The sequence below is a fragment of the Rhodanobacter sp. GW835-FHT13D09 genome, assembly GCF_058793995.1.
The window spans coordinates 120,069-132,073 of the sequence record NZ_JBXAGL010000002.1 but is presented as its reverse complement, the minus strand read 5'-3'; the positions used below and the strand labels follow the sequence as shown (position 1 = coordinate 132,073).

Here is a 12,005-nt window from a genome sequence, read left to right as displayed (position 1 = left end):
TCCGCGCGGCGTATGCTGGCGGGCAGGTAATGCACGGATTCGTCGCATGTCCAGTCCCACGGTTTCCAGCGTTCCGCCCGAAAGCCTTCGCACGCCGCCACGCCCGCTGCGGCGGCTGACACTCGAGTTGTTCGGCATCGTCGCGCTGAAGATCGCGGCGCTCACGCTGATCTGGTGGGTGGTATTCGCGCCGCAGCCGAAGCCCGACGCCAGCCCGGATGCGATTGCGCACCGACTGGCCCCCACGTCGCAAACCCCGACCGAAGCCCAGCCATGATCCTGATCGACGCCGAGGTCGTCACGCTGTCGCGCCTGCAGTTCGCGCTGACCGCGCTGTACCACTTCCTGTTCGTGCCGCTGACGCTGGGGCTGGTGTGGATCCTGGCCATCATGGAAAGCGTGTACGTGATGACCGGGCGCGAGGTGTGGAAGCGCATGGTGCAGTTCTGGGGCGTGCTGTTCGGCATCAACTTCGCCATGGGCGTGGCCACCGGGGTGACGATGGAGTTCCAGTTCGGCATGAACTGGGCGTACTACTCGCACTACGTGGGCGACATCTTCGGCGCGCCGCTGGCGATCGAGGGGCTGATGGCGTTCTTCCTCGAAGCCACCCTGATCGGCGTGTTCTTCGTGGGCTGGGATCGCATCTCGCGGATCAAGCACCTGCTGGTGACCTGGTTCCTGGCGCTTGGCACCAGCCTGTCGGCGCTGTGGATCCTGATTGCGAACGCGTGGATGCAGCATCCGGTCGGCTCCGCGTTCAATCCGGACACGATGCGCATGGAAGTCACCTCGTTCTCCGAGGTGTTCTTCAACCCGGTGGCGCAGGAGAAATTCGTGCACACGGTGAGCGCCGGCTACGTGCTGGGCTCGATGTTCGTGCTGTCGATCAGCGCGTGGTACCTGCTGCGCGGGCGCAACGTCGATTTCGCCAGGCGCTCGATGACGGTGGCGGCCAGCTTCGGGCTGGCGGCGGCGCTGTCGGTGGTGGTGCTGGGCGACGAGTCCGGCTACGGCGTGTCGCTGAACCAGAAGATGAAGATGGCCTCGATCGAGGCGATGTGGGAGACCGAGCCGGCGCCGGCCTCGTTCACCCTGTTCGGCCTGCCCGACGTAGAGCAGCGCACCACCCATTACGCGCTGAAGATCCCGTGGGTGATGGGGCTGATCGGCACCCGCTCGCTCGATCGGACGATGCCCGGCATCAACGAACTGGTGGACGATGCGAAGGGACGGATCGGCAACGGCATCCAGGCCTACGACGCGATGCTGATGCTGCGCCAGAACAAGGACGACGCACAGGCGAAGGCGACGCTCGCCGCGCACGACAAGGACCTCGGCTACGCGCTGCTGCTGAAGAAATACGTGGACGACCCCCGCCGGGCCACGCCGGCGGACATCCAGCAGGCCGCCGACAGCACCATCCCGAACGTGCCGGTGCTGTTCTGGGCGTTCCGCATCATGGTCGCCTGCGGCTTCTATTTCATCGCGCTGTTCGCGTTCTCGTTCTGGAAGGCCAGCACGCGCACGCTGGACAGCCGGCGCTGGTACCTGCGTCTGGCGCTGTGGAGCCTGCCGCTGCCGTGGATCGCCATCGAACTGGGCTGGATCGTGGCCGAGTACGGCCGCCAGCCGTGGGCGATCGAGGGCGTGTTGCCCACCGCACTGGGCGTGTCGGCGGTGAGCTCGGGCCAGATCCTCACCTCGCTCGGCGGCTTCGTGCTGTTCTACACCGCGCTGGCGGTGGTCGACGTGGTGCTGATGCTGAAGTTCGCGCGCAAGGGGCCGGACGGGCTGGGCATCTGGCCGCCGGCGATCACCGCCATCCGCTCCGACCGGCCCTGAGGAAACCGCCATGCTCGACTACGCCACGTTGCGGGTGATCTGGTGGGCCTTGCTGGGCACGCTGCTGATCGGTTTCGCGATCATGGACGGCTTCGACTTCGGCGTCGCCGGCCTGCTGAAGGTGCTGGGCCGCGACAACGAGGAACGACAGGTGTTGCTGGAAGGGATCGAGCCGACCTGGGAGGGCAACCAGGTGTGGTTCATCCTGGCTGCCGGCGCCACCTTCGCGGCGTGGCCGATGCTCTACGCGGTGGCGTTCTCCGGCATGTACCTGGCGATCGCGCTGGTGCTGCTGGCGCTGATCCTGCGCCCGGTCGGCTTCAACTTCCGCGGCAAGATCCACGACCCGCGCTGGGCCTCGCTGTGGGACTGGATCCTCACCGGCTCCGGGCTGGCGGTGATGCTGGTCGCCGGCATCGCGTACGGCAACCTGTTCCTCGGCCTGCCGTTCCGCTTCGACGATGATCTGCGCATGAGCTGGCACGGCGGCTTCCTCGATCTGCTGCATCCGTTCGCGTTGCTGTGCGGGCTGGTCTCGCTGGGCATGCTGCTGGCGCACGGCGCGTGCTTTGCCGCGCTGAAGGCCGATCATGCGATCGCCGCACGGGCGGTGGCGACCGCACGCTGGGCAACGCTGGTCTTCGCCGTGCTGTACGTGCTGGCCGGCGTGTGGCTGGCCTGGGGCACTCCCGGCTACGCGATCGTCGGCCCGGCGGCGACCGGGGGCGTTTCCAACCCGCTGTACAAGCAGGTCGCAGTGGGTGGCAGCTGGTTCGCCGGCTACATGCGCTATCCGTGGTTCTGGGCAGCACCGCTGCTGGCGCTGGCCGCGGCGGTCGGCGTGCAGGCGCTGGTCGGCCGGCGCAACGTGACCGGCTTCATCGCCAGCAGCCTGATGGTCGGCGGCACGATCGCCTCGGCCGGCTTCGCGCTGTTTCCGTTCCTGCTGCCGTCCAGCCTCGATCCGCGTTCCAGCCTCACCGTGTGGGACGCCTCGTCGAGCCGCGGCACGCTGCAACTGATGCTGGTGGTCACGGCCGTATTGCTGCCGGTCGTCATTCTCTACACCGGCTGGGTGTACCGGGTGATGCGCGGGCGGGTCACGCTGGATCGGGTGCGCAAGGCGCACAGCGGTTATTGAAAGGAGTGCGGACCGATGTGGTATTTCTCCTGGATCCTCGGGCTGGGCCTGGCCTGCGCCTTCGCGATCCTCAATGCGATGTGGTACGAGGTGCACGCCACCGACGAGGCGAACCGCCTGCGCGAGGATTCCGAATTGCCGGACGAATTGACCTAGGGATGCCCTGATCCATCCAGCGCATCGCTAACGCGCCGCCAGCAACGCCTCGATCGCCTCGGCCTCCTTCGGCACCGCGGCGGTCAGCACCTCGTTGCCGTCGCGGGTCACCGCCACGTCGTCTTCGATGCGGATGCCGATACCGCGCCAGCGCTCGGCCACCGAGCGGTCGTCCGGCGGCACGTACAGGCCCGGCTCCACGGTCAGCACCATGTCCGGCTCCAGCAGGCGCGACTCGCCGTCGACCCGGTAGTCGCCGACGTCGTGCACGTCCAGCCCCAGCCAGTGCCCGGTCTTGGCGGGAAAATAGCGCTGGTAGCTGCCGTCGGCGATCGCCGTGTCGGCACCGCCCTTGAGCAGACCCAGCTCGCACAGGCCTTCGGCCAGTACGCGCACCGCCGCCGCATGCGCGGCACCGAACGGCCGGCCCGGCCGCACCTCGTCGATCGCCGCCAGCTGCGCGCCCAACACCACTTCGTACAGTGCGCGCTGCTCACGGCTGTAGCGGCCGTTGACCGGGAACGTGCGGCTGATGTCGGACGCGTAGCAGTCCAGTTCGGCGCCTGCATCGATCAGCAGCAGCTCGCCATGGCGCAGCGCGGCGCGGTTGCTCTGGTAGTGCATCACGCAGGCGTTCGCCCCGCCGGCAACGATCGGCGGGAACGCCGACACCGCGCCACGGCTGCGCACCACCCGCAGCAGCTCGGCCTCCACCTCGTACTCGTGGCGGTCCGGCGTGGCGAACCGCATGGCGGCCAGGTGCGCTTCGGCCGCGATCGCGGCCGAAGCGCGCATCAGCTTCAGCTCGGCGCGCGACTTGTACAGGCGCAGGTCGTGCAGCAGGTGGCCGAGCGCCACGAACTCCTTCGGCACCACGCCGCCTCCGCGCAGCTGGCGCAATCGGCGCATCCAGCCGAGCAGGCGTGCGTCGAAATCCGGCTCGCGGCCAAAGTGGCAATACACGCGGCCGCGGCCCTCGATCATGCCGGGCAGGATGTCGTCGATGTCCTCGATCGGGAAGGCATCGTCCATGCCGTAGCCGGCCACGGCCTGCTCGGTGCCGATCGACGGGCCGTGCCAGCGCTCACGCGCAGGATCATGCTCGCGGCAGAACAGCACCGTCTCGCCGTGCCGACGTCCCGGCAGCAGCGCCAGCACCGCGTCGGCTTCGGGAAAGCCGGCCAGGTAATGGAAGTCCGAATCCTGCCGGTACGGCCACGCCGCGTCGGCGTTGCGCATACGTTCGGGGGCGGCGGCAACCAGCACCACCGCGTCCTCGCCGGCCATCTGCATCAACTGGCGGCGGCGCCGCGCAAACTCATCCGGGCCAATCGCCAGCGCGGCCAGCTTCGAGGCCTGGGGGATCAATGCACGCTGCCGCTGGCGGACGGGTCGGCTGCCGCGCATTCGGTGTAGAGCAGCATCGCGGCGACGCGCACGAACTCCTGCACCTCGACCAGCGCATCCTCATCCTCTTCCTCATCGCCGAAATCGAACGACGATCCGGCGACCGTGCCGAGGTCGCGCAACACTTCCTGCGCCTCGTCCGACAGCTGCGCGTGCGCCGCGGTGCCGGCCAGGCCGAAACCGCCGAGGAACCCGCGGCACCAGTCGACCATCGCCTCGGCGCGTTCGGCCAGCGGGCGGTCGTCCTCCGGCAGCAAGGGCTCGAAGCCCAGCTCGGGGTCGATCAGCTCGGTTTCGCTCTGCCGCGCCAGCCGGTCGAGCAGGGCCAGATCGTCCGTGCCGACATCGGTCGCCTCGCCATCGAGCTGCAGCGCAGCCAATACCGAGGTACCGCGCAGCGAGCCGCCACCGGCCAGGTAGCCGCACAACGAGCCATGCAGTTCGCTGGCCGTGGTGCCCAGGCGCAGGCGCCCGACCAGCACGTCGATGTCGTCGTGGCCTACCAGCCCCGGTGCCGTCATGGCCTTGCTCCGTCAGGAAATGGCCGCCAGTTTAATGCAGCGCGACCCGTCACCGACCCGGCTGATTTCCGCCGGCGTCCTGTTATAGTTTTGGGCATGAGCACGCCCGAGTCCGTCCGGACCGATCCGGTCCATCAAGAGTTGGCCGTCCTGGCGCAGCAGCTTGACCGGCTGCTCGCCATGGTGCGTCTTCTCACCGAGGAAAATCGCAGCCTGCGCCAGAGCCAGGAACAGTTGTCCGGCGAACGCGCCGGCCTGCTGGCACGCAACGAACAGGCACGCAGCCGCGTCGAGGCGATGATCCAGCGGCTCAAATCGCTTGAAAGCAACGGCTGATAGAAACCATGTCCAGCAGTGAACCGGTCGCGCTGCGACTGATCGACCGAGAATTCCTGATCGCCTGCGCGCCGGAAGAGCGCGAAGGGCTGCTCGAAGCGGCCGGCTTCCTCGACCGCAAGATGCGCGAGCTGCGCGCGAACGCGAAGGCGCCGAGTTTCGAACGGCTGGCGGTGCTCACCGCAATCAGCGTGGCGCACGAATTCCTGAGCCTGCGCAAGGAGCACGACAACCAGGAGCGTCGCCTCAGCGACGGCCTCGCCGCGCTGCGAAGCAAGCTTGATGCCGCACTCGACGGTGAGCCGACCCGACGCTGACCGCTGCGCCCACATGAACCCCGGTTGGCGTCGGCAGTGGCACATTCCGCAGCAAGCGCCTAAAATCGTCCACGGCGTTTTCTGCGATGTGCGCCAGCACACTCTTACATTTGCCTTGTTCCTAAATACGGCCCCGGGTCGGCTTCACATCGGCTGTTGTGCATGTCCGCCACGTGCGGAAAGCCTTGAGGCCATGTAGCCCTCCCACCTGATCCATCGTGGATCAAGGTCGTTTGGTGGGCAGCGGCATCGCGGTTGACGCCACCTCTTCCCGCCGCCCCGTTCGTCACGCGACGGACGGGGCGCACCACGACGGAGCTGCGCGAAACGTGGACGCCCTCGCCCGACGACGCGAGCTTCGCCAACGCCTGGCCGACCAGCGCCGCGCCCTGCCGCCGACCGGGCGCATCGCCGCCGCGCAGGGCCTGCGCCGCAGCCTCGAACAACTCCCCGAATACCTCACCGACGCGCGCGTGGCCGGCTACTGGGCCAGCCACGGCGAGCTGCCGCTGAACCTCGCGATCGCCCCGCTGGCCAGCCGCGGCCAGCAGTTCCTGCTGCCGGTGCTCGGCGCGGACAGGCAACTGCGCTTCGCGCCCTGGCAGTCCGGTGACGCGGTGCAGCCGAACCGCTACGGCATCCCCGAGCCGGTCGCGCCGGCCGAACTGCTGGAGCCGTTCCAGCTCGACCTGGTGCTGGTGCCGCTGCTGGGTTTCGACCGCCGCGGCAACCGCCTCGGCCACGGCGGCGGCTATTACGACCGCAGCTTCGCCTTCCTCAACGAGCAGGTGCGCCCGACCGAGCCGTTGCTGGTCGGCATCGGTTACGCGTTCCAGGAATTGCCCGAGGTCGGCGAGGAGGACTGGGACGTCCCGCTCGACTTCGTCGCCACCGAGCGTGAACTGATCGACTGCCACGCGCCCGCCCCCCATCCGGAGACTGCCGCGTGAACCACTGGCTGATGAAGTCCGAACCCGATGCATTCTCGATCGACGACCTGAAGCGGAAAAAACGCGAAGCCTGGGACGGCGTGCGCAACTATCAGGCGCGCAACTTCATGCGCGACGGCATGCGCCCCGGCGACAAGGTGTTCTTCTACCACTCCAACTGCGCCGTGCCCGGCATCGTCGGCGTCGCTGAAGTGGCCACGGACGCGTACCCCGACCCCAGCCAGTTCGACCCGAAGAGCAGGTACTTCGACCCCGGCAGCTCGCGCGACAACCCGCGCTGGATGCTGGTGGACGTGAAGTTCGCGAAGAAGCTCAAGCGCACGATCAGCCTGGACGAACTGAAGAACGACCCTGCCCTCGCCGACATGCCGCTGCTGCGCAAGGGCAACCGGCTGTCGGTGATGCCGGTCGACGCCGCCCACTGGAAACACATCCTGGCGCTGGAATGAGCGCCGTCCAATCCTCTTCCACCGGAACCCATTCATGAGCAACGCAAGCGAAAAACGCCAGGCCGGCGAGGCCGCGATCCGCTACGTCGAGGACGACGCCATCGTCGGCGTCGGCACCGGCTCCACCGTGGCGTTCTTCATCGACGCGCTGGCCGACCTGAAGCAGCGGATCCAGGGCGCGGTGTCCAGCTCGGAACAGTCCACCGCGCAGCTGAAGAAGCTGGGCATCCCGGTACTCGACCTCAACGCCACCGGCCCGTTGACGCTCTACGTCGACGGCGCCGACGAATGCGATCCGTACAAGCGCCTGATCAAGGGCGGCGGCGCCGCGCTGACCCGCGAGAAGATCGTGGCGGCAGCCAGCGGGAAGTTCGTCTGCATCATCGACTCCAGCAAGCGGGTCGACTTGCTCGGCAAGTTCCCGGTACCGATCGAGGTGATCCCGATGGCGCGCAGCCTGATCGGCCGCGAGATCGTCAAGCGCGGCGGCCACCCGGTGTGGCGCGACGGCGTGGTCACCGACAACGGCAACTGGATCATCGACGTGCACGGCTGGCAGATCGTCGACCCGGCCGCGCTGGAAGGCGAGCTGAACCAGCTGCCCGGCATCGTCACCGTCGGCCTGTTCGCGCGGCGGCCAGCGGACGTGGTGCTGATCGGCGACCGCGAGATGTGAGGCGTGGGCGGCCCGGCGCAGCGGGCCGCCGCGTCAGGGCTTCTTCGAGCCGCGGGCGTGCCCGTAGCCTTCCATCAGATTGTCGGGGGACGGCCGGGGCTTCAGGCCGTCGCGGAAGCGCAGATGGCGCGAAGGCTCGCGCGCCTCGCGCAGGCGCCTCGCATGCGCGGCGAGGATGTCGCCGCGGGTGAGGATGCCCACCAGCTTGCGCGGGTCATCCTTGCCCACCACGACCAGCCGGCCCACTTTCTCTGCCACCATGTGGTCGGCCGCCTCGCGCAGCGAGTGGCTCTCGTTCACCGCGATGGGCTCGCGCGTCACCAGCTCGCCCAGGGTCTGGGTGTAGTGCCACTGCGGATCGAGCAGGGTGCGCCGGGTCAGCACGCCATACACCCGGCCGGCCCCGTCCACCACCGGGAAGCCCTGGTGGCGCGTCTCCGGCGCGCCGTCGTTGAGCCAGGGGCGCACTTCGGCCAGAGTCTGGCTGGCCCTGAGCGACACCACCTCGCGCGAGCACACGTCGCCCACCGCCACCTGTTCGAGGTAATCCGCCGCGTACTCGGCGGGCACCCGCACGCCGCGGCGCGCGATCTTCTCGGTCATGATGGTGTTGCGCATCATCAGCGCCGAGATCAGGTAGGCCGCGGTGCAGCCGCCGAGCAGCGGCAGCAGGCCCACCGGCTGGCCGGTGGTCTCGAACGCGAACACCACCGCGGTGAGCAGTGCGCGCGAGGCGCCGGCGAAGATCGCCGCCATGCCCACCAGCGCGGCGATGCGCGGATCCACGCCGAAGTGCGGCGCCAGCGCAGCCACGCCGATGCCCATCATCGCGCCCAGCGCGCCGCCGATGGTGAACAGCGGCGCCAGCGTGCCGCCGGAGGTGCCGCTGCCCAGCGCGATCGACCAGGACAGGAACTTCATCACGCACAGGAAGGCCAGCGCCGCCAGCGTCAGCCGGCCGTTCACGATGTCCTCGATGTTGGTGTAGCCCACGCCCAGGGTCAGTGGCGCAAAGTAGCCCACCACGCCCACCACCACGCCGCCGATCGCCGGCCACCACATCCAGTGGATCGGCAGCTTCTCGAACCAGTCCTCGATGGCGTAGACGATGCGCGTGACCCACACGCTGACCAGGCCGACCAGTGCGCCGACCAGCACGTAGGCGGCCAGCGCCACGCCGCCGGGCGCGGCCAGCACCGGCATCGCGAATACCGGCGTGGTGCCCATCAGTACGTAGCGCACGCCGGTGGCGGTCACGCAGGCCAGCGCTACCGGGATCAGCGAGCGCGGGCGCAGTTCGAACAGCAGCAGCTCCACCGCCAGCACCACCGAGGCGATCGGCGCGGAGAAGATCGCCGTCATGCCGGCCGCGGCACCGGCCGCCAGCAATACCTTGCGCTCGCTGCCAGTAACGTTGAGGATCTGGCCCACGAACGAGCCCAGCGCGCCACCGGTGGCGATGATCGGGCCTTCCGCGCCGAACGGGCCGCCGGTGCCGATGGCGATCGCCGAAGAGATCGGCTTCAGCAGGGTGATGCGCGGAGGGATCTTCGATTCGTTGAGCAGCACCTGCTCCATCGCCTCGGGGATGCCATGGCCGCGGATCGCGCGCGACCCCCAGCGCGCCATGAAGCCCACGATCACGCCGCCGGCGGCGGGAATCAGCACCACCCACCAGCCCAGGTGCGGCACCGCATCGGCTGGCGAAGAGAACGCGGCCGAGGCACGGCCATAGAACACCAGGTTGGTGATCAGGCCGATCAGCATCGTCAGCACTTTCGCGATCAGCGCGGCACCCACACCCAGCAGTATGGAGACTGCGGTGATACGCAGCACGCGGCGGTCCACCAGGGTGGAGCGCCGCGGCATCTTGGCCGCGTCGAGCGTGGAGCCCAGTGCGGGAGACAGCGGCAGCGCGTCGGTGCTGCCCTCGGTTCGTACGGCCGGACGGCCCGGGTCGTTTTCGCTTGCCGTAGTCATGAATCCGCCCGCGGGCTCAAAAGCGGGAATTCTACTCTGCTGCGGTGCAGAACCGAAGGATGGAAGCCCATGAATTGGATCGAAACATCCTGCGATATCACCGGACGACGGGACCGCCGCGCGTCGAGCCGCCCACACGAAAAAAACCCGCCGTGAGGCGGGCTTTTTGGCCGAACCCCCGCGTGCGGCGGCGGGTATCGGCATCTGGATTGGCAGCCCCGGATGGATTCGAACCACCGAATGCCTGAGTCAGAGTCAGGTGCCTTACCGCTTGGCGACGGGGCTAGGAAGCTCAGTTTAGCGCTTCGAGAACTGCGTGGCGCGACGTGCCTTGTGCAGACCGACCTTCTTGCGCTCGACCTCGCGGGCGTCGCGGGTCACGAAGCCGGCCTTGCGCAGCGACGACTTCAGGCTTTCGTCGTACTCGATCAGCGCGCGGGCGATGCCCAGGCGGATCGCGCCGGCCTGACCAGTGATGCCGCCGCCAGCGACCGTCACCTTGATGTCGAACTTGTCGGTGCTCTGGGTCAGTTCGAGCGGCTGGCGCACGATCATGCACGAGGTCTCGCGGCCGAAGAACTGCTCAAGCGACTTGCCGTTGACCACGATTTCGCCCTTGCCCTTGCGCAGGAACACGCGAGCGGCGGAGGTCTTGCGGCGGCCGGTGCCATAATTCTGCTGGATCGTCATGATGTTGCTCGATTTATTGAAAAATGCGGCCACGGATGGCCGCTTTCATGCGCAGGGACTGCGCATTAAACATCCAGCGCCTGTGGCTGCTGTGCGGTATGCGGATGCTCGGCACCACCATAGACCTTGAGCTTGCGGTACATCTCGCGGCCCAGCGGGTTCTTCGGCAGCATGCCCTTGACGGCGATCTCGATCACGCGCTCCGGGTAGGTGGCCAGCAGGTCCTTCAGGCTGGTGGTCTTCAGGTTGCCGACGTAGCCGGTGAAGCGGTGGTACATCTTGTCGTCCAGCTTGGCACCGGTGACGGCCACCTTCTGCGCATTGATCACCACGATATAATCGCCGGTGTCGCAGTGCGGGGTGTATTCCGGCTTGTGCTTGCCGCGCAGACGACTGGCGATTTCGGTCGACAGGCGACCGAGCGTCTTGTTCGTGGCATCGACCACGAACCAGTCGCGCTTGACGTTGTCGGCATTGGCGCTAAACGTTTTCATTTCAGAATACCTGTCTGCCGCCGTGAGGCGGTACGCATGATTCAGGAAAGCATGCTTCGGTGGAACAAAGGCGCGAGATGATAGCGGAGCCGTCATCCACGGCGCAAGCCCGCCGCCGGCGAGCTGTGAGCTGGCAATGATAGCATGACCACCCTGCCGCTTGGAAAGCCCCCCACACGCGCGGGCGCACTGCAGCAACCGGTCACGCTGGCACTGCAGGCGCTGTTGTCGTCCAATACCGGCTGCCGCCGGCGTCGAGGCGCCGGGCCGGGCTTGGCCGATCCGGCGCGCACTGACTCTGCTGGCCGACAACTGCAACGGGAAACCCCATGAACGTGCGCACCCTGAGCCTCCTCGACCGCCTGCTCGTCCAGGGTGAACGCGCACTGGAAGCGATCGCCGGCGTGCCCTCCGCGCACCGTCCTTCGCCGGCGACCGGCGTCGCCGAAGCGACGCTGGACGAGGCCGAGCGGAACCACGCCGCTGGCCTGATGCGGATCAACCACACCGGCGAGGTCTGCGCGCAGGCGCTGTACTTCGGCCAGGCTGCGCTCGCGCGCGACGCCGACAACCGCCGCCACCTGCTGCACGCCGCGGCCGAGGAAACCGACCACCTGGCCTGGTGCGCCGAACGCCTGCGCCAGCTGGACAGCCGGCCCAGCCTGCTCAATCCGCTGTGGTACGCCGGCAGCTACGCGATCGGCGCGGTCGCCGCGCTGGCCGGCGACCCGGTCAGCCTGGGCTTCGTGGTCGAGACCGAACGCCAGGTGGAAGCGCACCTGGCAGAGCACCTGGAAAAGCTGCCCACGCAGGACGGGCGTTCGCACGCCGTACTGGTGCAGATGCAGGCGGATGAGGTCCGTCATGCGCAGGCGGCGCAGGCGCGCGGCGGCATCGAGCTGCCGTTCCCGCTGCCGCAGCTGATGCACCTGAGCTCGATGGTGATGAAGACGGTGGCGTATCGCCTGTAGGGGCGACCGCCCCCTGAAACAGGCGCCCGGCTGCCCGCAGGAAAAGTTGCGGCCCGCCGGGCGGGCCGCAAC

15 protein-coding genes, 1 tRNA gene and 1 other RNA gene are annotated in these 12,005 nt (G+C 68.1%); 11 read left to right on the top strand and 6 right to left on the bottom strand.

Annotated elements, in window-relative coordinates:
• The first annotated feature begins 46 nt into the window (after positions 1–46).
• Genes cydP through cydX form a run of 4 tightly spaced genes read left to right on the top strand, consistent with a single transcriptional unit; the run spans position 47 to position 3,142 of the window.
• Entirely contained in the window at positions 47–277 is a 231-nt protein-coding gene (gene cydP, locus AC1Q5A_RS03430) for a cytochrome oxidase putative small subunit CydP (RefSeq protein WP_492698327.1), read from the top strand.
• Positions 274–1,845: a cytochrome ubiquinol oxidase subunit I gene (locus tag AC1Q5A_RS03425; protein WP_492698325.1), complete on the top strand. Its 1,572-nt coding sequence runs from the start codon at positions 274–276 to the stop codon at positions 1,843–1,845. Before cydP ends, AC1Q5A_RS03425 begins: the two co-directional genes overlap by 4 nt.
• 10 nt (positions 1,846–1,855) lie before the next feature.
• Entirely contained in the window at positions 1,856–2,986 is a 1,131-nt protein-coding gene (cydB, locus tag AC1Q5A_RS03420; protein WP_492698323.1) for a cytochrome d ubiquinol oxidase subunit II, read from the top strand.
• Positions 2,987–3,001: 15 nt separating this feature from the next.
• On the top strand, positions 3,002–3,142 hold the full coding sequence (gene cydX / locus AC1Q5A_RS03415; protein ID WP_114343546.1) for a cytochrome bd-I oxidase subunit CydX: 141 nt from the start codon (positions 3,002–3,004) through the stop codon (positions 3,140–3,142).
• Positions 3,143–3,169: 27 nt separating this feature from the next.
• Here cydX and AC1Q5A_RS03410 read toward each other — a convergent pair whose 3' ends face one another.
• Positions 3,170–4,510, bottom strand: a complete 1,341-nt coding sequence (locus tag AC1Q5A_RS03410; protein WP_492698321.1) for an aminopeptidase P N-terminal domain-containing protein — start codon at positions 4,508–4,510, stop codon at positions 3,170–3,172.
• Positions 4,507–5,070, bottom strand: coding sequence for a UPF0149 family protein (locus AC1Q5A_RS03405; RefSeq protein ID WP_492698319.1), 564 nt, complete (start codon positions 5,068–5,070; stop codon positions 4,507–4,509). The genes AC1Q5A_RS03410 and AC1Q5A_RS03405 overlap by 4 nt, the downstream gene beginning before the upstream one ends.
• 96 nt (positions 5,071–5,166) lie before the next feature.
• Between AC1Q5A_RS03405 and AC1Q5A_RS03400 the strand changes: the two genes are divergently transcribed.
• The 6 genes from AC1Q5A_RS03400 to rpiA all read left to right on the top strand — a co-directional run bounded on the left by AC1Q5A_RS03400 (position 5,167) and on the right by rpiA (position 7,798).
• A complete protein-coding gene (locus AC1Q5A_RS03400; RefSeq protein ID WP_492698318.1) occupies positions 5,167–5,406 on the top strand; it encodes a TIGR02449 family protein in 240 nt (79 codons plus the stop codon).
• A gap of 8 nt (positions 5,407–5,414) precedes the next feature.
• Entirely contained in the window at positions 5,415–5,723 is a 309-nt protein-coding gene (locus AC1Q5A_RS03395) for a cell division protein ZapA (RefSeq protein WP_114343540.1), read from the top strand.
• A gap of 75 nt (positions 5,724–5,798) precedes the next feature.
• A non-coding RNA gene (ssrS, locus tag AC1Q5A_RS03390) (6S RNA) lies at positions 5,799–5,985 on the top strand.
• A 67-nt stretch (positions 5,986–6,052) separates the two neighbouring features.
• Positions 6,053–6,673, top strand: a complete 621-nt coding sequence (locus AC1Q5A_RS03385; protein WP_492698316.1) for a 5-formyltetrahydrofolate cyclo-ligase — start codon at positions 6,053–6,055, stop codon at positions 6,671–6,673.
• 11 nt (positions 6,674–6,684) lie between these two features.
• A complete protein-coding gene (locus tag AC1Q5A_RS03380) occupies positions 6,685–7,122 on the top strand; it encodes an EVE domain-containing protein (RefSeq protein ID WP_492699043.1) in 438 nt (145 codons plus the stop codon).
• 34 nt (positions 7,123–7,156) lie between these two features.
• Positions 7,157–7,798: a ribose-5-phosphate isomerase RpiA gene (rpiA, locus tag AC1Q5A_RS03375; protein WP_492698314.1), complete on the top strand. Its 642-nt coding sequence runs from the start codon at positions 7,157–7,159 to the stop codon at positions 7,796–7,798.
• A gap of 33 nt (positions 7,799–7,831) precedes the next feature.
• Here the strand turns inward: rpiA and AC1Q5A_RS03370 are convergent, their stop codons facing one another.
• From AC1Q5A_RS03370 to rplM, 4 genes are all read right to left on the bottom strand, one after another.
• Positions 7,832–9,778 (bottom strand): chloride channel protein, encoded by a 1,947-nt coding sequence (locus AC1Q5A_RS03370; RefSeq protein WP_492698312.1) that lies wholly within the window; start codon positions 9,776–9,778, stop codon positions 7,832–7,834.
• A gap of 210 nt (positions 9,779–9,988) precedes the next feature.
• A tRNA-Gln gene (locus tag AC1Q5A_RS03365) sits at positions 9,989–10,063 on the bottom strand.
• A 12-nt stretch (positions 10,064–10,075) separates the two neighbouring features.
• A complete protein-coding gene (rpsI, locus tag AC1Q5A_RS03360) occupies positions 10,076–10,468 on the bottom strand; it encodes a 30S ribosomal protein S9 (RefSeq protein ID WP_492698310.1) in 393 nt (130 codons plus the stop codon).
• A gap of 65 nt (positions 10,469–10,533) precedes the next feature.
• Entirely contained in the window at positions 10,534–10,962 is a 429-nt protein-coding gene (gene rplM, locus AC1Q5A_RS03355) for a 50S ribosomal protein L13 (RefSeq protein ID WP_492698308.1), read from the bottom strand.
• Between the two features lie 329 nt (positions 10,963–11,291).
• Between rplM and coq7 the strand changes: the two genes are divergently transcribed.
• A complete protein-coding gene (coq7, locus tag AC1Q5A_RS03350) occupies positions 11,292–11,933 on the top strand; it encodes a 2-polyprenyl-3-methyl-6-methoxy-1,4-benzoquinone monooxygenase (protein ID WP_492698306.1) in 642 nt (213 codons plus the stop codon).
• Positions 11,934–12,005: the final 72 nt, after the last annotated feature.